21 protein-coding genes and 3 pseudogenes are annotated in these 22,584 nt (G+C 63.0%); 10 read left to right on the top strand and 14 right to left on the bottom strand.

Annotation, left to right across the window (positions count from 1 at the left end):
• Window positions 1-63: 63 nt before the first annotated feature.
• The 3 genes from MPARV_RS0118640 to MPARV_RS0118630 form a co-directional block, all read right to left on the bottom strand.
• Window positions 64-1,242 (bottom strand): diacylglycerol/lipid kinase family protein, encoded by a 1,179-nt coding sequence (locus MPARV_RS0118640; protein WP_157789730.1) that lies wholly within the window; start codon window positions 1,240-1,242, stop codon window positions 64-66.
• Between the two features lie 668 nt (window positions 1,243-1,910).
• Window positions 1,911-2,141 carry a hypothetical protein gene (locus MPARV_RS0118635; RefSeq protein WP_020379329.1) on the bottom strand — a complete coding sequence of 77 codons (231 nt, stop codon included), beginning with the start codon at window positions 2,139-2,141 and terminating at the stop codon, window positions 1,911-1,913.
• Window positions 2,138-2,359 (bottom strand): DUF433 domain-containing protein, encoded by a 222-nt coding sequence (locus tag MPARV_RS0118630; protein WP_012223658.1) that lies wholly within the window; start codon window positions 2,357-2,359, stop codon window positions 2,138-2,140. The genes MPARV_RS0118635 and MPARV_RS0118630 overlap by 4 nt, the downstream gene beginning before the upstream one ends.
• Before the next feature lie 469 nt (window positions 2,360-2,828).
• On the opposite strand from MPARV_RS0118630, the gene MPARV_RS24220 reads away from it, so the two are divergent.
• Window positions 2,829-4,199, top strand: coding sequence for an ice-binding family protein (locus MPARV_RS24220; protein WP_051012060.1), 1,371 nt, complete (start codon window positions 2,829-2,831; stop codon window positions 4,197-4,199).
• Window positions 4,200-4,577: 378 nt separating this feature from the next.
• Here the strand turns inward: MPARV_RS24220 and MPARV_RS24215 are convergent.
• The 5 genes and pseudogenes from MPARV_RS24215 to MPARV_RS0118595 form a co-directional block, all read right to left on the bottom strand.
• Window positions 4,578-4,736 (bottom strand): annotated as a pseudogene (locus MPARV_RS24215) (transposase); the annotation flags it as partial.
• Between the two features lie 25 nt (window positions 4,737-4,761).
• Window positions 4,762-5,829 carry an ABC transporter permease gene (locus MPARV_RS0118610; RefSeq protein WP_157789729.1) on the bottom strand — a complete coding sequence of 356 codons (1,068 nt, stop codon included), beginning with the start codon at window positions 5,827-5,829 and terminating at the stop codon, window positions 4,762-4,764.
• A 182-nt stretch (window positions 5,830-6,011) separates the two neighbouring features.
• A complete protein-coding gene (locus MPARV_RS0118605; protein WP_157789728.1) occupies window positions 6,012-6,818 on the bottom strand; it encodes a class I SAM-dependent methyltransferase in 807 nt (268 codons plus the stop codon).
• 281 nt (window positions 6,819-7,099) lie between these two features.
• Window positions 7,100-7,861 (bottom strand): methyltransferase domain-containing protein, encoded by a 762-nt coding sequence (locus MPARV_RS0118600; RefSeq protein WP_020379325.1) that lies wholly within the window; start codon window positions 7,859-7,861, stop codon window positions 7,100-7,102.
• Between the two features lie 56 nt (window positions 7,862-7,917).
• Window positions 7,918-9,294, bottom strand: coding sequence for a hypothetical protein (locus MPARV_RS0118595; protein WP_020379324.1), 1,377 nt, complete (start codon window positions 9,292-9,294; stop codon window positions 7,918-7,920).
• Between the two features lie 412 nt (window positions 9,295-9,706).
• Here MPARV_RS0118595 and MPARV_RS23145 point away from each other — a divergent pair, with 412 nt between their 5' ends.
• The 3 genes and pseudogenes from MPARV_RS23145 to MPARV_RS23950 form a co-directional block, all read left to right on the top strand.
• Window positions 9,707-11,416, top strand: a complete 1,710-nt coding sequence (locus tag MPARV_RS23145) for an AMP-binding protein (protein WP_020379322.1) — start codon at window positions 9,707-9,709, stop codon at window positions 11,414-11,416.
• Window positions 11,417-11,437: 21 nt separating this feature from the next.
• Window positions 11,438-11,686, top strand: coding sequence for an acyl carrier protein (locus MPARV_RS0118580; protein ID WP_238538900.1), 249 nt, complete (start codon window positions 11,438-11,440; stop codon window positions 11,684-11,686).
• Between the two features lie 232 nt (window positions 11,687-11,918).
• Window positions 11,919-12,227, top strand: a pseudogene (locus MPARV_RS23950) (IS110 family transposase); the annotation flags it as partial.
• Window positions 12,228-12,769: 542 nt separating this feature from the next.
• On the opposite strand, the gene MPARV_RS0118570 reads toward MPARV_RS23950, so the two are convergent.
• Window positions 12,770-14,410, bottom strand: coding sequence for a hemopexin repeat-containing protein (locus tag MPARV_RS0118570; RefSeq protein WP_020379319.1), 1,641 nt, complete (start codon window positions 14,408-14,410; stop codon window positions 12,770-12,772).
• A 233-nt stretch (window positions 14,411-14,643) separates the two neighbouring features.
• On the bottom strand, window positions 14,644-15,396 hold the full coding sequence (locus MPARV_RS0118565) for a hypothetical protein (RefSeq protein ID WP_157789726.1): 753 nt from the start codon (window positions 15,394-15,396) through the stop codon (window positions 14,644-14,646).
• A 363-nt stretch (window positions 15,397-15,759) separates the two neighbouring features.
• Here MPARV_RS0118565 and MPARV_RS0118560 point away from each other — a divergent pair, with 363 nt between their 5' ends.
• Window positions 15,760-16,101, top strand: coding sequence for a DUF6788 family protein (locus MPARV_RS0118560; RefSeq protein WP_020379317.1), 342 nt, complete (start codon window positions 15,760-15,762; stop codon window positions 16,099-16,101).
• Between the two features lie 35 nt (window positions 16,102-16,136).
• Here the strand turns inward: MPARV_RS0118560 and MPARV_RS26205 are convergent.
• Window positions 16,137-16,325 (bottom strand): annotated as a pseudogene (locus MPARV_RS26205) (TMEM165/GDT1 family protein); the annotation flags it as partial.
• Between the two features lie 327 nt (window positions 16,326-16,652).
• Between MPARV_RS26205 and MPARV_RS0118550 the strand changes: the two are divergent.
• The 3 genes from MPARV_RS0118550 (at window position 16,653) to MPARV_RS0118540 (ending at window position 19,729) form a co-directional block, all read left to right on the top strand.
• Window positions 16,653-17,144: a helix-turn-helix domain-containing protein gene (locus tag MPARV_RS0118550; RefSeq protein WP_081582441.1), complete on the top strand. Its 492-nt coding sequence runs from the start codon at window positions 16,653-16,655 to the stop codon at window positions 17,142-17,144.
• A complete protein-coding gene (locus MPARV_RS0118545; protein ID WP_020379314.1) occupies window positions 17,141-17,818 on the top strand; it encodes a DUF6036 family nucleotidyltransferase in 678 nt (225 codons plus the stop codon). The genes MPARV_RS0118550 and MPARV_RS0118545 overlap by 4 nt, the downstream gene beginning before the upstream one ends.
• A 408-nt stretch (window positions 17,819-18,226) precedes the next feature.
• Complete coding sequence (locus MPARV_RS0118540; RefSeq protein WP_085951993.1) at window positions 18,227-19,729, top strand: DUF1254 domain-containing protein; 1,503 nt, start codon at window positions 18,227-18,229, stop codon at window positions 19,727-19,729.
• A gap of 90 nt (window positions 19,730-19,819) precedes the next feature.
• On the opposite strand, the gene MPARV_RS25010 is transcribed toward MPARV_RS0118540, so the two are convergent.
• The 3 genes from MPARV_RS25010 to MPARV_RS0118525 all read right to left on the bottom strand — a co-directional run bounded on the left by MPARV_RS25010 (window position 19,820) and on the right by MPARV_RS0118525 (window position 20,748).
• The gene (locus MPARV_RS25010; RefSeq protein ID WP_020379312.1) at window positions 19,820-20,164 is read right to left on the bottom strand and encodes a DUF4143 domain-containing protein; all 345 of its coding nucleotides are present in this window, start codon (window positions 20,162-20,164) and stop codon (window positions 19,820-19,822) included.
• Window positions 20,161-20,250, bottom strand: coding sequence for a helix-turn-helix domain-containing protein (locus MPARV_RS26280; protein ID WP_478210052.1), 90 nt, complete (start codon window positions 20,248-20,250; stop codon window positions 20,161-20,163). Before MPARV_RS26280 ends, MPARV_RS25010 begins: the two co-directional genes overlap by 4 nt.
• 306 nt (window positions 20,251-20,556) lie before the next feature.
• Window positions 20,557-20,748, bottom strand: coding sequence for a hypothetical protein (locus MPARV_RS0118525; RefSeq protein WP_012228406.1), 192 nt, complete (start codon window positions 20,746-20,748; stop codon window positions 20,557-20,559).
• A gap of 400 nt (window positions 20,749-21,148) precedes the next feature.
• Between MPARV_RS0118525 and MPARV_RS0118515 the strand changes: the two genes are divergently transcribed.
• Window positions 21,149-21,658, top strand: a complete 510-nt coding sequence (locus MPARV_RS0118515; protein WP_012228412.1) for a DUF1269 domain-containing protein — start codon at window positions 21,149-21,151, stop codon at window positions 21,656-21,658.
• Between the two features lie 167 nt (window positions 21,659-21,825).
• Window positions 21,826-22,527, top strand: coding sequence for a ZIP family metal transporter (locus MPARV_RS0118510; protein WP_012228413.1), 702 nt, complete (start codon window positions 21,826-21,828; stop codon window positions 22,525-22,527).
• Window positions 22,528-22,584: the final 57 nt, after the last annotated feature.

Below are 22,584 nucleotides of genomic sequence, written 5' to 3'. Positions count from 1 at the left end.
AAACGCTGCGCCGCCATTCTCGCTCGAAGAAGGTCTCGTCGCACGCGGTTGCAAGCCGGTTCTTCAGCTACCGCTGATGACGCCGATGAGGCGGTGCAGGGCGTCGCCGAGGCCGTTTGGGGCGCCCGATGACGGCGATCCGCCACGGTGCTGCGGTGCGATACGCACGCGGAGAGCGCCGGGACGGGAACGGAACCTCACGGGGGAGTCCATCACCAGCGCCTCACCGTCCACACCCAGTGGGATGGGCCGATCGGACTCCACGACGAACTCGGCGCAGGTCCACGAAGACGACAGGCGGCTTTCCCCTCGCTCACGAGTGGCCGCCACCCCCAGGACGCCGCCGTCCAGCCGCTGCCTGGTCCCGTTACCGAACAGCGCGCCCAGCCGGTAGGGGTTATTCGACACCATCAGTACCGCAGCCGTCCCGCGCTCGCCGCCGTCTGGGCCGATCCAGCGCATCGCTGCGCGACCGACGGCATCGGGGCCGACGACGTCGGAGACGGTGTCGAGCAACGTCGACACCTTCGCATCGCGATAGCCGTCGCTCTGCACCGCCGATGCGTACACCCCCATCGACACGTTGTTGACGAAGACCCGCCCGTTCACCTCGGCCAGGTCAACCCGGCGCTCGCGGCCACCGGCCACGAAGGCGTCGAGCGCTCCCACCACGTCGTCGCGATCCACGCCCAGGTCGAGGGCGAAGTGGTTACGCGTTCCGGCGGGGATGCACGCAAACGGTAGGTCGTTCGCCGCCGCAAATGTCGCAACCAGCGCCTGGGTGCCGTCCCCACCGGCAGCCGCCAGGCCGTCGGCACCCCGGGCGACGGCATCGGCGACCAGTTGCACCAGGTCGTCGTCGGGCTGCAACCCAATCGCCTCGATGCCGCGGGCTGCGGCCTCCGCCGCCAGGTTGTTGGACACCGCTTTCCCACCACCCGACTTGGGGTTGTAGATGACGACCGGTCGGAGCGGCGGATCCACTTCGGACAATTCGGATGCCGGTTGGAACGTTTGGCGGGCGGCAATGGCGACACCCGCCAGAAGCGCGGTGAGGACGGCCAGATCGAGCACCATGTTCTTGGCCACCAACACCACGACCGCAGCAAGCAGTATGACCACCGCTGCTCCGGCCAGCACCGCCCGGGCACCGGAGCGACGGCGGGCAGCCTGATAGGCGGTGGTCGCCCCTCCGATCAGCAGCACCCCGAAGAGCAGGCCGAACGGAAAGTTGCGTACCACGGCCAAGACCAACGCGGCTACAAACAGAACGAGCACTACGAGGGTGAGCCCCGCCCAACCTCGCTGCGCACCACTCGGGCCAACTCGCAAGCGTTGCGCCGCACTCATCTAGTTGCGCCCGACCGGATGAAGAGGCAACACATACAAGGATCCTGCCCGGGTGGGGAACCGACGTCGTCACCCCCTGCGGGTGATTCTGCGTCGGGACCGACACGGCGTTAGCGGGTCGGCGCCGGTACGACGTGACGTGAAGTTCCAGAAGAGAATCGAACTCCCGACCTGCTCGCTACGAGTCAAGTCGGTCACCGGATATCACCTCCTGCCGCGCAACACGCCGATCAATGTGGACTCGCTGCACGGCTCGAGTCACGATACTTCCGACAACTCCCGCTAACTACGAGTCGGCCGTGCCGATGTACCGCAGTGAAGCCGTCCGCAAGCTCCTCGACTGCCTGATTGGAGCGGTTGCAGTCCTCGCCGGCGTCGAGATTCTCCACTCCGGCTCGGACTTCTTTGCGCTTGCACGACCTACAGAACTCAGGCCGCCTCGTTTCGTTGGAAAGCGCCGCTGTCTGCGCTGGTGTCATCGCTGACATGCGACCCAGCGACCCGAGCACGCTCGGCACCGCCCGGGTCGTCTGTGGGACTGGCGGAACGCGAGCGAGCTGTCAGGTGGATGGAACAACGAGGAGTGCCTCGTCGGCCGAGGCCGAAAAGACAACACTCGCATTCCGATGGCTGCGCAATGTCTCGAGAATATCCAGCGTGGACACGTTGCCCAGCCGCGACCAAACGGCCTTTGGCGGCGGCCCGTTCAGAAAGGCGAGCTGGCCAGGGAACTCGACAGCGAGCGGACCGCCAAGGTGCCGGGACAGGTTCTGGTCGAGCAGCAGCCTCACGCCGGGGTGGCGAGCCGCCGCTCACGCATCGCCGCGAACTCGATCGCAGCTCGAACGTGCTCTGCCGTCAACTCCGGAAAATCAGCGACGATCTCATCGATGTTCATGCCCGACGCCAGATAATCCAAGACGTCATAAACCGCTATCCGCGTCCCAACAAAACACGGCTTGCCGCTTCGCACCCCAGGACGAGTCTCAATCACCGACGTCAGGTCCATTGAGCTCAGGCTACTCGTCGATGCAACCTGTCGAGTCGCTCGGCCCCACTTGCCCCGTGGGTTCCAACTGTGGTGGAGGACCGGCCGGTGGTGCAGGTGCGTGACGATCCGGGGTGGGGTGTGTTGTTGGACGGGCAGCTGAGGGTGGTGGTGTGTGGGGACGGCACCCCAGCCGGCGTTGATAGCCAGCGTCGGCGGGCCTCGCAGCCCGGCTAGGGCTAGGCAAGCATCAGGGCACCCCACGGCCGGGAAGCTCACCGGCAGATGAAGGCCGGGACCCATCTGCGAGTTCCAGAGAGGTAGACCGGCCAGGTAAACGGTGCCTACGCCATCATCCGCCCCGGCGACGGCGTGACCAAGAACCAATCGCCTTATCCTCCTGACCGTGCTACAGTCAAATCCCGGGTACCCGTCCGGTGAATCGACTCTGATCACCGCCTTGGGATGCGCTCTCCGAAAGCTGCTCCCAGTGAAGGCTCGCTCGCAAAAACGCACCGCCGTGATGGCAGGCCTACTCGCCGCCGTTTGTATCGCCGCCCTCATCTCGGCGAGCCCCGTCGGCGCCGCCGACCCGCCGATTGGTCTCGGCACTGCCAACAGTTACGCCGTCCTCGCCGGCTCGACGGTGACCAACACCGGCCCATCGGTCATCAACGGCGACCTCGGCCTCAGCCCCGGGTCAGCGGTCACCGGATTCCCACCCGGACTCGTCACCGACTTTCAGCACATCGAAGACGTCGAAGCCCTCCAAGCCAAGATCGACCTCGTCACCGCCTACGACGACGCCGCCGGCCGCACCCCCGCCACCTCAGTGGCCACCGAACTCGGAGGCACCACACTGCTGCCGGGCGTCTACACCGGCGCAACGCTGGGCATCACCGGAACCCTGACCCTCGACGCCGGCGGCGACGCTGCAGCCGTCTTCATCATCAAGACCGACAGCACCCTGATCACCGCCACCGACAGCGCCGTCAACCTCATCAACGGCGCCAACCCCTGCAACGTCTTCTGGCAGGTGTCATCCTCCGCCACGCTCGGCACCCGAACCGCCTTCCAGGGAACCATCCTGGCCTTCACATCCATCTCGGCCGACATGGGCGCCACGGTCGAAGGGCGTCTGCTCGCTCGCAACGGAGCCGTCACTCTCGACAACAACGTCATCAACCGACCCGAGTGCGCCGACGTACCCCCACCCACCACCACGAGCACAAGCACAAGCACAAGCACAAGCACGAGCACGAGCACGAGCACGACGTCCACTACCAGCACGACATCCTCTTCATCAACCAGCAGCACGACGTCCTCCACTGCACCTCCATCCAGCACCAGCCCATCGAGCACCAGCCCATCGAGCACCAGCCCATCGAGCACCAGCACGACAGCGCCCGGCCTGTCGCTCACCAGCACGGCAACCAGCACCACAGCGCCCGGCCTGTCGCTCACCAGCACGGCAACCAGCACCACAGCGCCCGACCTGTCGCTCACCAGCACGGCAACCAGCACCACAGCGCCCGACCTGTCGCTCACCAGCACGGCAACCAGCACCACAGCGCCCGACCTGTCGCTCACCAGCACAGCGCCCAGCACGACAGCGCCCGGTCTCGCCTTCTCAGGCGGAGGATCGACGGGAGGAGGGTCGACTGGCTCGTCCGGTGGCGGCTTCGTCACCTCCGGCGGTCCTGGAACCCCGTACTCCAGCCCGTACTTGAGTCAAGAAACGACGCCGCTCGCTCGAACCGGATCCTCGATCCTCCCCGTCGCTGTGGCCGGAAGCATCTCGTTCTTCCTAGGTCTCTGGATGGTGGTCGCGGCTCGCCGGCGTGCAGCCGGGACGCGGTAACAGGACAGCGACACCACGCTGCAGACCTTACGAGCACACGATCGTGCCCCAGCGCCCCTGCCGAGGCAGAAATAGCCACAGAACGATGGGCCCCGACAGCGAACGAAACCCCCCAGACGGGCCCGGGAATGTCAGGTCGCTCATCGGACTTCGCAGGGTGGTCTCACCAAGACGGCCGTTCGTGGGTCGTGAACCCAGAAGGTCCTAGCTAAAAGCAGTTCATGGCTGCACTATGGGGGTGCGGCGGAGAGCGTTTAGAAGGTCGCTGCAGTGGTGGAAGTGAGGGCGTGACCCTCGGTGCTTGCCGCGATGCTCTGCGGCGGTGAGTTCGTTTGGTGTGGTGCTGGTGATCACCTCCGGGTTGGGGTCGTCGATTTGGGCCATGGAGCCTTCGGAGAGGTAGCGGCGGTCGGTGGCTTGCCACTCGTCGTGCTGGTCGACGAACACGGCTCCGACGAGGCGGATGATCGAGTCGTCGTCGGGAACAATTCCAACGACATTCGAGCGTCGCTTGATCTCCTTGTTGATCCGTTCGAGCCTCCGACCTGGAGGTTTGATTTTGCTACGAAGTGAGCATGTAAATGGGCGTGGCTTGTCGAAGGCGCCACGCCATCACCGCCACTCCGCTTCCAGCGGCGAGGAGGAAGACGCCGGCAGACGCGAAGACGTGCGCTGGCCTCATCACTGCGTTGAAACCGAGGACGGCTGCGTTCATGGCTTGGACGATCAGCCATGCGATCGGAATGGCCGCCAGAGCGCCGAGAAGCACCTTTGTGACGGCCCGAATCAGGTCGATCTCGATCGTCGCCGGCCTGGTGAGGCCGAGTGCCCACATGGTGCCAAGGAGTTCCCGGTGGTGTTCCTGCTCTTCCCTGCGGGCGGCATAGAGCGAGGCGCCTCCAAGTATGCCAACCATGCTGATCAAGATAAGCACCAGGGGAGTGCCGCCACCGGTCCAGAACGTGCGGTTGGCTTCGAGAAGGTCAGCGGTCGTCTGGACGTCCGTGGAATCGCTCAATCCGGCCTCGGCAACCAACGCCTCCGTCACGCTCCTGTCGGCTGCAATCACCACGCCGTACCGGGTTTCGTTGGGTGCCTCGAAGCGCCGAAAGCCTTCGGGTGTCACGTAGAACACCGCTCGATTGAGCAAACTCCTCGGAGCTGTTGAGTGGGCGACCACGTCGAAGGTGTGTCCGCGAATGGAAACGGTGGAGCCAACAGGGATGCCCTCGCCTGCGTCGGCGATGACGCCCCTTTCACCAATGCGACAATCCTCCCGGATGCACGACTGCAGGTTGGGCAGAAGCGGCGAGCCTTCTGGAGCAGAGAAGATGTGGCTAGTGACCACCCGACCCTTGATCTGGATCTGCGAAAACACCGCTTCAAAGGCGCCGGCGGCGATACCGCTGTCAGCCGCCAGTTGAATCAGAGTGTCTGCTGAGCCGTTAGGGATGCGACTATCGTTCATAAAGTGTTGGGTCCCAGCCTGAAGCACCCAGCTCGCTTCGCCATGGGTTGCGGCTACGAGTCCCTCGATCGCACGCTCGGGGCCTTCGCGGATCTCCTCCTCAATGGCGAATGAAACATTCAGCGCTACGAGTCCAACCACCGGAACCAGGGTTCCGGCCACAAGCTGCCGCCATCGGCTGGACATCGGTTCAACCCCCCGAATCGCAAGCTTGAAGCGCCATCGGCCGCCCTTTCCTGCTACCAGCGGCCGAAGGATGACGAAGAACGCGCACCCAACGAGGATCGGCCCACCGATTGTGGCCACTCTCATCACCGTTCGCACGATCGTGGTTACATCGAGGTTCACTGCTGGTCCCGTGGATTGGTTGCGGTGGCGAAGATCATGCTGCCGGCGGCCTGCACCTCGGTGACCACATCCACTGAGTCAGGGAACAGGCCCGCAACGTCCTGCTCGGTTCGTAGCAGAAGTTCCCACCCCAGGAGCCAGCGCCAACCCGGGGACGAGCGGTCGTCGAGGGAGAAGTTGGTCATCGCGAGCAGGCCTCCTGGATTCATCCGGCCGCTCAGGTGCGCCAGGAGCGCCCGGGCAGGGTCATCAGCGAGGTAGTCGAACAGTCCAGAAACGATGATCAGATCGAACTGACCGCCCAGATCGAGGTTGGTGACCTTTCCGATCGGGTGATTGATATAGCGGATGTTTGAGCGGCCTGGAAACACCCTGTGTTCACAAAACGCGATGGCCGCCGGGTCTTGGTCGAGCAGCACGATCTCTGCATCGGGGTCACCCGCTTGGTTGAGCGCATCCTGAATGTACCGAGCACCCCCGCAGGCCACATCCAAGATGCGGGCCGTGCCGTCGGATTTGAACGCGTTGGCTACCAGGTCGGCGAAGGCACGGCGGCGCCACCACAGCGCCGGGGTTGAACTGGTGTGAGCGAACAATCCATCGACGCAGTTGGCGATGGGACCTTGGAACGCATTGAAGCCGGCGGCTGGTTCCAGGTCGTACATCGCCTCAATCGTCTGGAAGTCGCCGGGGTACCCGTTTCGTTGCGTGGTTGCGAGATAGACGGCATAGGACCGCATCAGCCATGGCCCGGCCGCTGCTCGGGCGACTTCAATATCAGCTCTGAGGTCGTCTTCGCCCAACACACGTTCGCGGTCGGCCCGAAAGAAGGCCGCCTCAAGGTCGAGATACGCCCTTGTGACAGCAAGCCTGGATTCACGGCATGGAACGCTTCGGCCCGCTCGACGCTCTACCAGTTCAACGCGCCTACACGCCTCAGCAAAGGACTGAGCGGCCTCGCCAGGTAGATGACCTGCGCTATTCACTTGCACGACGTTATCCCTGCAGTTTGTGAATGTCGAGCTTCAGATGAGATGCCTTGTGTCGATTGGCCTCCAAGAGATCCGTCGGACGAACTGATCGATCAGCCGTGGTGCGCAACAACTGTGATCATGGTGCTGTAGAAGAACGTGTTGCCATCGGTGAGTGCGTTCAGGTACTTCTCGGCGAGCTCTTGGTACTGACCAGGCGCGAAGGCGTCCTCGACGAAGGGCCCAATCGTCTCAAGTTTCGTTCGCCAGTTCGCCACAGCGTCGACATCTGCGTCGCCCAGATAGCAGTGATAGGGCTCGACGGTGAGATCCGCGACGCTCAGCCCCGCCTCCCGCACAAGCGCCGGCAGCTTCCGGCCCACGTGCGGATCCCAAAATCCTTGAAGGCGGGAGAGAATTGTGGCCAGGCCCTCGTCGATCTCGGGGGGGCACGGCCACAAGTTGGTGCCGGCGTGATCGAGGTCGACGAGTACCAGGCTGCCGTCCTGTTTGAGCAACTGCGCAAGGGACCGGACCCAGGAAAGCGGATCGGGCGCATACTCGAGAAGGAACCGCGCCCAGACAAAGTCGATGCTGCCGTTGGCAAGCGGGGGTTGACTCACGTCTCCGGCCAAGCCGACGACCCGGCTCTGACGAGTCGGCGCAAATCCGAGTCGTTGAGGGGAGCGGTCAAGCGCAATCGCCACCCCGGTCGACCCAACGATGTCCGCCATCACGCGACCGACCGCTCCGGTACCAGCTCCGGCGTCCAGCGCCGTCATGGATTCCTTCAACCCTGCCCGGAGTAGCTGATGGCGCGAGGCGGCTGCATCGGTCTTTCGTTCAAGTCGGTCTCCCTCGCCTGAATGCTCCATGAGGTAACGGCTTGGCCGTTCCGTCTTGCCGACTGGGGTTCCACGGGCTTGAGTCGTCACCGGAGGATCCGCCCGATCCACCCCAGCCAGGCCGCAGCACAGTCCGTTGACACATGACCGACCGTATAGGAGCGCGATGCCACCCACCCCGCCGCCTCCAGATCCGTCACGTACTCAGGAGGAGCCAGCAGGAGCGACGAGGCTGTTGCACCGGCCGAGCGTCTTCGGTGCGCCGCTTCGGCGAGGGCCACAACGGCCCGCGGCGATGCGCCGAAGTTGAAAATTCGAGTGGCGTTCGTGAATTCGCTCAGGCTCAACCCTGCGGACGAATGTTCCACGGTGGCACACGCCAGCCCTCCATCGTCGCCGTCCACGAGTAGTTCGCGTCGTCGCCTCAGGCCGAGGTTGGCGAATGCGTCAGCCACAGCTGCGGCTGCGTTCGGGTCATCGAGGGACTCGGCGCTCACGATGGCCGACCACCCTGCCGCTTTGAACGCAGCGACTGCCGACCTGCGGTCGGCGGGGGTTGCAGCAGGGCCAAGTGACCCTGTGTCGCGAACGGACTCAAAGGGTCGTTGCATCAGGACGGTTTCCAGACTCATTGCTGAGGCCGGGTGGCCGAATCGCAGAATCGGCAGGCCCATCACTGCGTCCGACCATCGATTCGTCTTTCGCCATGCAAATTTTAGCCACTCGTAGGCTGGATGAAGGGCAAACTGCGTCCCCGCAGCAAGAAGCACTGAACGGGTGGCAGCCGTATCAGTGGATGCGATGTGGCCGATGTTCACACACTTGAGGTACAGCAGCAGCGATGACACATGGGCTTTGATGGTGCCCTCTGAATCTTCTACCAGGAACGTCGTGGCCAACACGTTCTCCGTGCTGCCGAGGGTGCGCAGCGTCTGTTGCACGTCGGTTGCCGACAACGTCGCAAGCTTCTTGGGGTACAAGAATCCGGACGAGTTGAGAAAGTCCCAGATGCCAGCGACGTGGGACTCGGTGGCGATGGTTACCTCTGGGAAGCGACGCTCCATCTCAGAGTTCACCATTTGCTGGACCTTGCAGCGATCGGGCCCGTCGGGCGGATCGTCAGTCATGCCCCGCTCGATGTCGAGTGGGCGGACAGTGGCCTCTGTCGAGCGCTCGCCGAGATCAAGTTCCAGGGTGGTTTCGTCCAATTTCGTCGCCTTCCTGACAGACCAACTCACCCGCTGACCCAGCAATTCGGCTGTCAGGGCTACAGGGGCGGCCAGGGACGTGTCGGGTGGCGTACCGCTGAGCCTCACCAGAATCGCGGACCCGGCCCGTTGGGGAAGTGCCGACCATTCGAGCACCCGGATGCGCTCGATGCCGCCCTGGCCAAGCTCGCACCACGCGTGCCCCGGCTCAAGGAACACCTGACGGACCCAGCTTTCATCGAGTGAGTCACTCACCAACTGAAATGATCCTCCCGGATCAGCGCACGCGCCCAGACTTCGTTCCACAGGATGAAATCGATGTCCACCTCGGAGTAGCTCCACAAGTGCCGGATAGTTCTCAGGCCCCCCATCCACGAGAACCAATATCCGCGCGTCGGGCGACTCCGTTCGAATATGGTCCAATCGCGTACCGTTCACCTCTGCAGGCTCAACGACGATCGAGGGTGCTTCCCGGTGCTTCACGAGCGATCAGAAGTCAATATCATGCTGTCTCCAACCAGGTAGGGGCTTGGGACTTCCCGCTCACCATACTGCTGGAGGACTGGAGGATGGAAGACAAAAGTGAACCACATGTGCCGACACACCTAGGCTGTGGCTGTGAACCTCCCGCACTGCCGCCCTCCAACGCCAAAGGGAGTATGACCAGGTGACCTCGCCGATTCCCGCCGGAGGTGAGTCTCCGTCGACCTTGATCGAACTCATTGAGGTGGCATCTTCCTCACGTCTCAGCTTCATCGGTGAAACCGGCTCGGTTGAGGCAGGGACGGAAACCTGGTCTGCCGCGGAAACGCACGAGCGTTCGGACTTCGTAGCGGGGCAACTGCTGGCGTGTGGGCTAGAGCCCGGACAGGCGGTCGGCCTACTTCTCGTTGACCATCGAAGCACGGTCCCGGCCTTCCTTGGGTCGCTCCGAGCGGGTCTCATTCCGACGCTGATCGCACCACCCCATCCAGGTGCAGACCTGTCGGAATGGACACATCAGCTCAAGCACCTGGCTGCAATCGGTTCGTTTGTTTCGGTGATCACCACAAATTCGATCGCGGCGCTCCTGCCGCACGATTCGTTGGGTACCCCAACGCTCACCCTGGAGTTCGTCGCGGAGCACGAAAGCGTCAGCGACCGACCAGGGATCGTCCCCGGTGCTGATGCATTTCGACAACGGACGTCCGGAACAACCGGACTTCCCAAACTCATCCGGGTGACACATGCAGCAGCGGTCGCGAACATCAAGGCGATCATCAACCACGGCGTCCGGGCAGGGAGCAATGACCGTTCGGTGAGCTGGCTGCCCTTCTACCATGACATGGGCCTGGTAGGGCAGCTTCTCGCTCCCTTGGCCTCTGGTACTCCAACCTGGTACCTACCCACCACCTCGTTTGCGCGCCGTCCCGCTTCTTGGGGGTCGCTCATGTCGCAAGTGGCAGCGACCGTCTCGTTCGCGCCCAACTTCGCTTACGAGGCGCTGGTTCGGCGGACGAAACCGGCCAAGGTGGCCGGCTGGGACCTCTCCAGTTGGAAGGTAGCCGGATGCGGGGCCGAACCCATCCAACCCGCCACGCTTGAGCAGGTTGCCACCCAACTTGCGCCCGCCGGCTTTCGACCCGAGGCGTTCCTGCCGTGTTACGGATTGGCCGAGACGGTCCTTGCAGCGAGCTTCGGCCGACTTGATGCCGTTCCAACCATCATCGAAGCAGATATTGATGCCTTCGAGGGTGGTGGGATGATCAGGTCCGCCCAGCCAGGCGCCGGAGCAAGAAGATTTGTCAGCTGTGGGCTGCCGTTGGCCGACCATGAGATTCACATCACCGAACCCAATTCCGGTCAGGAACTAGAGGACGGGCTCGTCGGGGAGATCACGCTGTCGGGGCCATCAATCACAGCCGGTTACCTTGGCGACCCAGACGAGAATGCGGCACGTTTTACCGAGGCCGGCCTCCGAACCGGCGACCTGGGCGCCCTCGTTGATGGCGAGTTGGTTGTGACAGGAAGATCGAAGGACCTGATCATCGTTGCGGGCCGCAACATCTGTCCTTATCAAATCGAGCAAACGATCACCGACGCATGTCGGTTGCCGTTCGGAAGGGCGGTGGTCGTCGCCCGATCAAACAACCTCGGGACGGAGGAGGCCGTCCTCGTGACAGATCTACCCAAGACCAATCTCGACGACATGCTGGACGCGTCGCGTGACGCAGTCACAGGAGCTCACGGCATCTCGATTGCCGAAGCGCTGCGATGGCCGGCGGGTCGCTTTCCACGCACCACGAGCGGTAAGACTCGACGGGTCGTGGTTGAGCAATGGGCTGCGCACCAAGACGCAAGTACAGCCACCGCCCAAATCAACTCTGATGAGCCCTAAGACAAGGGAGCCGTGATCACCATGATCTCTACCGTTGAGGAACTCGTATCACTGGTCGAGGAGTGCGCGGCGACGGTGTTGCCTCAAGGCCGACTGAACGCAGAGTTCTCCCCACAGACCAACCTGAGAGGCCTGGCGCGCGACTCCCTCAACCTCTTGGAACTCGTCACCGAGGTTGAAGATCGTTTAGAAATCCACCTGCCGAATGACGAACTCGTCGTCATAGTCACAATCCAAGATCTCTGGCTGGCGATCGAACGAAACCGGTGATTTGGAGCGGGCGTCGGCGAAGAATTCTGCTGCCTTCGTCCTGGTTCCGTGCCCTCACTGCCGGCTTCGGAACCGGCCGAACGCTTGGAGGGTCGATCCCGGACGCGACTCGAGGGCCTCCTCAGCGGTGGCCCTCGATCGTCAGATGATTCGGTGGACTCAGACCAGTTGATGGTCGCTACGCCGGGGCGCTGCCCGGTGATATTTGTGACGCCGGAGCCATGTACCGCACGCCAAGTCTCGCAGGAACTACGCCGGCACCTCACCGCTCACCATCGCCTCCGGCAGAAAACACGCCGTCCTCGCCTGACACGTTCGCAACCGGCGCCTCTATGACGCCGTCGACCAATGGGCATTCTGTGCGATCACGACAAGCCCAGGCTGCCGCCAGTTCTACGGCCAGAACCGAGCATCCGGCGACCTCCACCACCGCGCCCTTAGAGCGCTCGGCAACCGGCTCGTCGGCTACCTCCACGGCTGCATCAGAACAAGCAGCCCCTACAACGAACACACCGCCTGGGCACACCGACAACCAGCCTAAACCCAAGCAGCTGCTTGACACCTTCGGACCCTGGGGTGTCTAGCCGTGCCGACCGTCGGGGTTCTCACGGTGGTCTTTGCCACGACCAACGGCGAAAATATCCAGTCCGTCACCGGTGCCCGTGGCGCTCGTCTTCGCCGGCTGGTGGGCTGTCGGCCCCTTTCTGGCCCTCGCACGAGCCCGGCCCGCACCCATCGCCGCAGCCGCCTGGGTGCTCAGCCTGGACATATCTCTCTTTCTCCTTTACGGACTCTACGACACCTCGCCAACCGGGTCATCCGACGCATGTGGCGAGACGAATCCCGAAGACAAACCGGCCAGGCCTGCGCCGCTTGACAAGGAAGCGTGCAGCAATCCCAAGCGTCAGGGGCGGTCGGTGAACGATCAATTGACTGAACCGGCTGCATTCTGGCGGCTCGTCAGAGCACCACCCACTACCACCGAGCGTTTCTCAAACTGAAACCGGAGCCGTCCTGCGTTGACGCGCCCGGCGGGCACAATGGGCGAGGCGACCCCTGCGGGTCACCAGACTCACGAACGCACTAAATCCTGAAGCGGGGCTGCCCGTGAGTCTTGGCGTACCCATCGATGACCCCACGGTGTCCTGCAGTGTCGACATTACGTTCGGTGTTGAGGAGGCTGATGTCGCCAGTGTTGGTCACGGTAGCGCCACCACCCCACCGCATCGAGATCTTCGTCTGTACTCGTATGCCAATTTGGTTCTTTCCCATGGCTTCACCCGAGAGTGCCACTCGGCCCGACGCTGAGTCCAGCGTTACGCGAAACAGTTGGAAGTACTCATCGTCGCGGGCGTCATGACCCTGACGAGGACCCCCGTTGGTTCCGGTCGTCACCACAAGGAAGATTTGTCCGTCCTGGTCACAAATCAGGCTTGTGCCTGCGCCGCCCCCGATGAAGCAATCGAGTCCAATCTTTCCGTTCCAGATGTCGCAGAGTCCACCGATGCGGTCCGCGGTCCAGTGGTCAACAAAGAGCCATTCTGTGCTTGCGTCAAGAGACCTAGAGGTGGACTGGTAAAACCAGATCCCGCTGCGTCCATAGTTGGCTCCAGAGACGGCGACGAGCATTCGTCCCGACGCGAGTTTCAAGAAACCGCACGATGCGGCAGATTTAGCGGTCAAGATCGCATCGTGGGGTATCTTTGCCGACGTTCCGGCCGCGCCTTCCCCAAGAGTGAGGGTCGACAAGTGTGTGATATCGAAGCCGACAACTTGTAAGAAGTAGACCGCGGCAGGCTGGCCGGGACCCTCCTCCATTGCGACAGCAATAATGTCACCGTGGGCTTGAAGGCCACCTGGGTGAGCATGATTGCCGAATTCGACTTGGTCGATAATGTCAACGTTACTCTCGCGTTCTCCAAACCTAATGCGGGTATTCTTGGATTTGGCGAAGATTCCGTCCGCAACGCCATCGTACGGCTCGGCGAATACCGCGAGGCCGGGGTCCGCGGCGTACGAAACGACAATCCGCCGGTACCTCTTCGAAGAATGGCGTTCGATGTAGTCACGGAGCGTGTCAACCCCCTGAATATGTCCGGACCGGTTGGCGGGGCCGAAATCCCTGGGCAGGCCTCGGGCCGCTGGCATCTCAAGACGGCTCGACCACCGACTAATCCTCATGGACTTCATCTGAGCCACAGGATCCGCAGCAAACCTTGAACAGTCACCATCGTGCGCTTGCACAACTTTGCCAACGAACGGGGCGAGGTCGGCTGCCACCGGAGGGGGATCTGCCCAGACTCCTCGCCACCCATCGATCCCGATACGGCCGGTCTTGTCGACCTCGTCGGCACCAAAGTCGAACCGCTTGTACTCCGACCCCTTGAAGAAGTACGCCTTGCCGTTCGGATGAACCAACACCGCATCTACGCCATCTGCCCAGACTCCTCGCCACCCATCGATCCCGATACGGCCGGTCTTGTCGACCTCGTCGGCACCAAAGTCGAACCGCTTGTACTCCGACCCCTTGAAGAAGTACGCCTTGCCGTTCGGATGAACCAACACCGCATCTACGCCATCTGCCCAGACTCCTCGCCACCCATCACTGCCAATACGGCCGGTCTTGTCGACCTCGTCGGCACCAAAGTCGAACCGCTTGTACTCCGACCCCTTGAAGAAGTACGCCTTGCCGTTCGGATGAACCAACACCGCATCTACATCCATATGTCCTGCCTGCTCATCGACCTAAAGGGTCTCTGAGCTACGTTAGTCAGAGTAGCAAGGGCCGTCAAGGGTCACAAACGGTAATTGCATCGGCCAGCACAACCTAAGGCTTCGCATCGAGACTGGGCCTGCCGCAAGTGCTGGTGATATCTCCTCCGGGTAGTGTGAGCCGACGCTAGAAGCCTGTCGTCATAGCTTGCGATTTAACCTTGGCTTTGGTGAATAAGTTTAGTTCAGGCTGTCTTTTTGATGGCTGGGTGGCGTGGTCTGGGGCCGGATCGGCTGCCTTTGGGGCGGCCTGGTCCTGCTCGGGAGGGTTTTGGTGGGTTGGCTCGGGTGCCGATCGTTGCGGTAAGTGCCCGGAACCCTCTGCGGATGCGTGCGGGTGAGAGCTGGTGGGGTTTGCGGGGTCGTTCCCAGGGGAGTTTGTGGTCGGCGATGAGGTGTCGGGCGAGCCGGAGTTGGGTGTAGGCGGCTGCGATGATCCAGGTCCACCGGTCGGCTTGTTCGGGGGTGCAGATCGAGGGGGTGACCCAGCCCAGAGTGTTCTTCGCGAACCGGAAGGAGTGCTCGATGTCGAAGCGGTGCAGGTAGGCGCGGGCACAAAGGTCGAGGTCGGGTTGCCCGGGTCCGGACCACCAGAGCCACAAGGTCTTTTTGGTTCGGCTGGTCGGTTTGGGGAGGTGTTCGACCTCGACGCGGATGATGGTGCCCTCGACGATGGGGAGCGTTTGATGGTTGGTCCAGTGGCCGCGGCTGTTGAGGCGGGGGTGGAGTTGTGACCAGGCATCGATGGTGATGGTCCCGTAGCGGAGATCGTTGGTGGTGTGGGTCTGCTCGGGTGGTGCCCAGGTGGCGGGGTTCGAGCACTTGTGGCGGGGACCGTGGCGGGGTGGCCGTCCCCCGGGAATGTGTCGACGCGGAGTAGTAGAAACCGCGTTCGGGGCTGGTTTCGGCGTCGCATCGGGCCCACGTCGACGCGTCAACGGCGAACACCCGCCGTTCCGCATCGGGCAGGTTCGCGATCAGCAGGCTCTTGAGCGCATCGAAGCTGATGTGGCCGTCGTCGAGGGCCTTGTAGAGGCTGCCGTGTGACCGGCGGAACTCGCCTTCGAGGCTCAACATGGGCACCGACGTGACCCGCCCTGGTGTGCACAACACGGCGTCGCACAGCTCGAGGAGGGTGTCGGACCAACGGCCGAAACAGTCGATGAGTCCGGTGCGGAACCGGCGCAACTCCAGTGCGGTGTCGGTCATTGGTGCCCCCCTGTCACGATGGTCGCCAGTGGTATACTGTCGATCGGTCAAGGGGTGGATGGTCTGCAAGAATGTGCCCGGAGGAGCCAACGATGAGCCGACCGAACAAACGAGACATCACAGCTCACGAACGGATCAGCGAACAGCTGGCCGAAGCCGCTGCCGGGTACGCGTTGCCGGGCACGTTCCTGGAACGCAACACCAGCTGCAACAAGGCCGGGTGTCGGTGCATGGCCGACCCGCCCCGACTTCATGGGCCCTACTACCAGTGGACCCGCAAGATCGACGGCAAAACCAAGACCACCCGGCTCACCGTCGAACAGGTCGAGCGCTACCGGCCCTGGTTCGACAACGCCAAAACCATCCGGGCACTCACCGCCGAACTCGAAGCCCTCTCACTCGATATCGCCTCCACCACCGAAGACTGGAACTGAACGCCACCCACCCTCACCGAGGTTTAATCGCAAGCTGAGATCGCGTCGACTGGCAGCGCAGCGCCAAGAGCCGTCCCGACGGCGACGCTCAAGAGGTGGGTCACCGCCGTGGCTGCTGTGATGGCGGCCAGAACCGTGAGGGTCCGGTAGCGGGGAGCGAAGGTCATCGCCATGAGCTGGCTCTTGTCCCTGAGCTCTGCCAACGAACACCATGCAGCCACCAGCTTCCAGCGAGCCTCCCACCGGCCAGGTCCCTTACCGCGGTTCATCAACGAGTGCGCCGATTCGTCCTCGGAGAGCAGAGTCGTTGCCGAGTCGGCTGGCGATCTCCTCGATGCCTGATCCAAGTTGGAGTCTGGAACCGGCTGGAAGTCAACGGCCGGGAAGACAGCCGTTATGAGCGGCTCGATGTCCACGAGTACTTGACGAATCAAGGTGCCGGTCTGATCGTTGGGCTTGGGGCGAATGCCTGGATCGTGGCACGGCACGCTGCTCTGCGCAGGTGACCGGAGTGCTTATCTGTGGTGTATCTGTTCCGATACACTAGGAACATGAGCGCAGCTGAGCTGATTTCTTCCCGCCGCCGTGAACTCGGACTGTCACAAGGACAGCTAGCCGAACTGACCGCTACGTCCCGGGAACGCATCAATACCTACGAACGCGGGCATGTCAGCCCGAGAACCGACACTTTGGCCAGGGTCATGCAGGCCATGCAGGTCGACCTTGCCGCCATACCGGCCATGACCTTTGAGGAGCGCCGATCGATCGCGCTCAGCACGGCGGTGGCAGAGAAGCTCCGAAGTGACCCCACGAAGGTGATCGCCAAAGCACGCGAGAGCATTGCAAGCATGCGTTTGGTTGGCCGTCACGAGCAACCATGGGTTGATGTTTGGGAATCGCTGCTGGACCTCGGCCCCGGACCGGTCGGCTCGCTCTTGACGTCCGCCGACCAGTTCGCCCGCGACCTTCGGCAAAGCTCTCCCTTCGCTGGCGTGCTCACAGAGGACGAACGTCGGCGTGCCGTGAGCGGTCTGCGACGATGAACCTCGAACAGTTCCATCACAGCATCCGGGCAGCGCGGGACGTGCTCCGCCACGAGGGTGCCAGCGGAGCGATCGTCATCATGGGATCCCAATCCATTCTCGCCTCATATTCAGCGACCGTCCTCGACTCCCGACCCATGATGTCGGCAGAGGTGGACATCATGCCGATTGCCGCCGATGCTGCCGAGGTAGAGCGGCTGTCGGACCAACTCGACGGCTCGCTTGGGCAGGAGCCACGTTTCCATGAGTCGTTCGGGTTTCACGTCGATGGCATTTCCATCAACACGTCGGTGCTCGAGGGTTCATGGTTCGACCGGCTGATCCCCGAGGTCGAACAAAGGTCCGGCGCAACCGGCTGGTGTCTGGACCCGCACGACCTCGCCGCAGCGAAACTGATCGCAGGGCGAGCAAAAGACATCGAATTCGTCGACACGCTCGTTGCCAGTCGGCTCATCGACCCCCATACGGTCCGGGAACTGCTCCTTGTGATCAGCGATGTCCGCTCCGACAGGGCGCTAGAGCACCTCGACCGACTCGCTGCTCATGGCCTCCCAGAGTCACAACGACACCGTTGGCACGCCAACCGAACCCAAGCGATCGCCGACCGACGCGCCCGAACCACCGAAGAGTCTCCCGCACCCGCCCTTAAACTCATCTCCCATCGACGGGAGTAGTGGGACTATCAGATACCAAAGGTCCGGCACTTCGTCGGGACTAGCCAGATTGCCGAGTGACGCCTGATCAAGGTCGGCCTGGATCCTCGTTGGCGAGCGGACCCTCGGCGCTCTGGTCACCACTGCAATTGCAACGGTCTGGGGTATTCGGAAGGTAAATCGAATCCCTGATCTGGAAGCAATAGCGTGAACTGGATCCCGACCCTGCCGGGCAAGAGTGGTTCACGTACTACGTCTCAGCCCCTGGCTCCTCGATGGATCCGTACGGATCGGCCGAACGATCAACACCCCCGAACATCGTCCGAGATGGGTGATGTTTGGACCCCGGCGACCCGCCACACTTCATACAGGCGCTTGCTTCACCATGAGTGGCCGTCCCGCACACGAGTTTCCAGAGGAGCGATTTCCATGAGTACGTCTAATCAGGCGACACCCGGCTTCAACCATTCGATCCCCGACAAGATCCTCACGCCGAACAAGGTGGAGACGTCGATTGGTGGTCTCGAGTTCTTCGACGGGATCCCGACCGACGACACAGCCACGGCAGTCTTCGATCATCTCGACCGTATGCGCGGGGTCGAGACATTCCTCAACGGCATCCCCGCCACGTCGATCCAGGGTTTCCGCGAAGGTTTCGCCGACATCGGGGTGAGCTCCTGCAACCAGGTCTCCTTGTTCGCCATGCTGGACTCGAACTCGCTGTTCCTCACCGGCAACACCGACACCGTCTACGCCCTCACCACCTTCGACCTCAGCGACACGGGCCCAATCGTCATGGAGATCCCCGCCGGGTGCGGCCCCGGCACCGTCGATGATGCCTACTTCCGGTTCGTCACCGACATGGGCGCACCGGGCCCGGACCGCGGCGCCGGCGGCAAGTACCTCATCCTTCCGCCCGACGACCCGAGCGACCTCCACCCGCCCGTTGGTGGCGCCGAGGCGGTCGTTGACGGTGAGACGTACTTCGTTGCCCGATCGACGAGCTACGTCAACCTGGTCGCATTGCGCGGATTCCTCGTGGACGGCTCGCCCGACGCTGCGATCGCCATGTTCACCGACGGGGTCAAGATCTACCCGCTCGACCAGGCAAAGAACCCGCCCAAAATGGAGTTCACCAACCGCTCCGGAGCCGATTTCAACACCATCCACGCCAACAACTTCGACTTCTACAAGGAGCTCCACACAGTCATCGAACGGGAACCGATCTCGTTCCTCGACCCAGAACTCCGTGGGCTGTTCGCCTCGATCGGCATCCAGAAGGGCAAGCCGTTCGCGCCCGATGAGCGGATGACAAAGATCCTCACCGACGCAGTTGCGATCGGCAACGCCACCGCTCGGGCCCTCTCGTTCCGACCGAGGGACGAGAGCAGCTACGCCTACCCGAACAGCGGTTGGTATTACCCCGCTCCCGGGGGCAGCTACGAGTGGCTCAAGGACGGCGGGGATGGCGGCCGCAACATGGATGCCCGCACCATCATGTTCTATCAAGCGACTCTCAACACGCCGGCGATGATGATGAAGATGGTCGGTGTCGGGTCTCAGTACGCAGGAGTCGCGACCGACAGCGCCGGCAACCCATTCGATGGCGGCAAGTTGTACCGGCTCACGCTTCCGACCGACATACCCGCCAAAGACTTCTGGTCGATCGTCGTGTACGACCCCCAGACCCGATCCGAGCTGCAGACCACCCAGCCGTTGCCCAGTATGAACAACAAGCGCGACGACCTGGTGGTCAATCCCGACGGCTCCGTCGATCTGTACTTCGGGCCGACGGCACCGGATGGCGACAAGGTGAACTGGGTCGCGACCGTTCCTGGCAAGAGCTGGTTCACGTACCTGCGTCTCTACGGGCCGCTCGACGCGTGGTTCGATCAGACCTGGCGACCGAGCGAGGTCGAACTGATCGACTGATCTCGGCCGGGTCAGCGGCGAGCAGGCCGAACATTCGTGACTCGGGCGCTGGGAGTGCCGTGGCAACCCGCCGATCAGGCCCTGAGGCCGTCACTGAGTATCTCGGCCGCGCCGACGATGCAAGAGCCCACTGTCGCGGACATGCACCTTCGGCGACCGCACTTGACGCTTGCCGACATTGGTATGCCACGGTTGGAGCTGCCGGAAGACGAGCGCGTCGGACAACGCGTCCAGATAGCGGCGGACTGTGGGCTCTGAAACGGCGAGGCTGCGGGCCAGCTCGGCACCATTCCAGGTCTGGCGCTTGTAGGAGGTCGCGTCGATCTCGATCCGTTCGAGCCCTGCGAGCCGGTCAACCTGCCCGTCGATCTCGACCTGGATCCGTTCGATAATCCCACCAACCGTCGGCCAGCCGATCCGCATCGACTCGGTCACCGCAGTTTCGATGTTGCTGCAGCGAGCCAACCGACCGTGTCCTCAAAACCCCGGGTGAACCTCGACCCGTGACGGGCCCACGGCACACCTCCGACGCAACAACACCATGGGTCCGGCAACGCACGGTTGTACGGCCCCGGTCATAGCCAGGTGACCGGCGGCTACACACCCCGCACCGTCGACGGGCGTTACGCCGCCGGTGGACCGTTGCGACGATCTCCTCGACATCGGGATCGAATTCAACGGACTCGATCACCACCCCCCTGCCGGAGTCCTCGAACCCCAACACCCGATGCCATAGATTCTTCGCCGAAGCCGCTCCTTGTTTCCCCGGACCTACACAGCCCGAAACCTAGAGAGGGAGCGGCTTCGTTCCTCACATCCCTGTCACCTCAACCCACGCGAACGACAAGAGAGCCAGATTTTTGGAGAACTTCGAGATGGCGTCGGAGGCTGACACCGATCAGCTTCTGTCCCTGGGCATTGAGTTGCGAAACCCATTTGTCACCGTTCTTGCCGACCTCGCCGGCGAAGTCCGAAACGCCCGGGATCAAAACCACGACCATCAGCGCAATGAACAACACCAGCCCTGCGTAGATCGCCCCACATCACCGAACACATCCTCCCGAACCCCAACCAGTCCGGGTAGTCGCTTCGATGCCACACCCACTTGTTCAGCCAGGCCGGGGGGGCTCACCGACTGGGCTGCGCCGGCACGCGCCGCTGCGACGACATCCTCCGGCATCTCGCCTGGTGCACCGTGCCCGCTCGACGCATCTGCCCCATCGGACGCCTGGTCGTCGACCATCACGCTCGCCCCTCGTTCACATCCGTCTCCATCATCGGGCCAACGTTTCCACGCCGCTGGCGGCCCGACTTCATCCGATACGGGTGATGCGAATCCAGCGTTCTGGGACTCAAGCTGGCTCCACGAAGAGACTGAAGCCCCTGAGGCATCAGGGGCTCCCAACAAGGAGAGGTCACATGGCCAAGGCAGACGGAATGTTTCTCTTCATCGGCACGTACGCTGATGAAGCGGCGGCCCGAGACGATTACGCGATCGTCAAGGACCTCCACGCGGAAGACGTGGTCGGCACCTACGACGCCGCCGTGATCACCAAGGACGCGTCCGGCAAGGTTCACGTCAACAAGGACGAGATGGCCACGCGCCACGGCGGTTGGGGTGGCGCCGCAGCAGGGGCCGTGATCGGCATTCTTTTCCCGCCCGCGATCATCGGCTCTGCCGTTGTCGGTGGCGCCATCGGCGGGATCGGCGGTCACCTCTGGCGTGGCCTTTCCCGATCCGATGTCAAGGAACTCGGTGAGCTCATCGACTCCGGCGAAGCCGCCTTGATGGTCATCGGTGCCAGCACCCTCGAGGCCGCCCTCGACAAGGCCAAGCTAAAGGCCGAGAAGCACGTCGCCAAGCAGCTCGGGGTCAGCACCCACGACGTCGACGCCGCCGTCCAAGAAGCGACCTCCGAAATCAGCTGACTTGGACGCTGACGTCATCAACGCAGTGCGGGCTCCCTCAATCCGGCCGAGAACATCAAGGCCGAGAGTGAACTGTGCGGGGTCCGCACTCGTTGTGATCACCCATCCAACGAGTGCTGGCCCCGGGCTCTTGCTGCGGACCGGCGATTCACCACCTCAAGGCTGATATGGAACTACTTAAGGCATTTGGCCTGGGAACGCTCGCTCAGGCGTCGCTGTTGCTCGCCGGGCTCGTCGTCTGCTGGGTGAAGGTTCCCACGCGGATCGTCGGCATACTTGCTGGGTTCGGCGCAGGGGCGATGATTTCAGCGGTCGCTTTCGACCTCCTCCCCGAGGCGGAAGTGCACATCGCCATGTGGCAGACGGTGCTGTGGATGCTCATCGGCGTCGGAGTCTTCCTGCTCGGCGACTACGTGGTCGACAAGCGCTTCGGCAGTGAGGGCGCCGGCGGGGCGATGGGCATCGTCGTCGGCTCCGTGGTCGATGGGGTCCCGGAATCACTCATCTTCGGCATCCAGATCGGCATCGGCGCAACGATCAGCCCCACCTTCCTGGCAGCCGTGTTCGTCTCCAACATTCCGCAGGCCATCGCTCCTTCGGCGGACCTGGCCGGTCGCGGCTGGGGTCCGGCGAGGTTGGGGCGGTTGTGGGTGATGGTCGTGCTGGGCTGTGGCGTGGCGGCCGGCCTCGGGTATCTCCTGACCACGGCCACCTCCGACGCATACGGAGAACGAGCGGCAGCCCTCGCCGCCGGCGGGTTGCTCGCCATGTTGACCAACTCCTTGATCCCGTTCGCCTACGAGCGGGGCAAGCAGCTGGCTGGGGTCGCCACGGTCGTCGGGTTCTGCCTCACGCTGCTGGGGACCTGACGAGCCGCCAAAGGCCGCCGGTTTGGTTCGCCGGTAGCAAAAAGGTGAACTGGATCG

Origin of the sequence: Candidatus Microthrix parvicella Bio17-1 (genome assembly GCF_000299415.1) — a bacterium.
Classification (GTDB): domain Bacteria; phylum Actinomycetota; class Acidimicrobiia; order Acidimicrobiales; family Microtrichaceae; genus Microthrix; species Microthrix parvicella.
The sequence above is the reverse complement of the archived record's forward strand: the minus strand, read 5'-3'. Positions and strand labels throughout refer to the sequence as shown.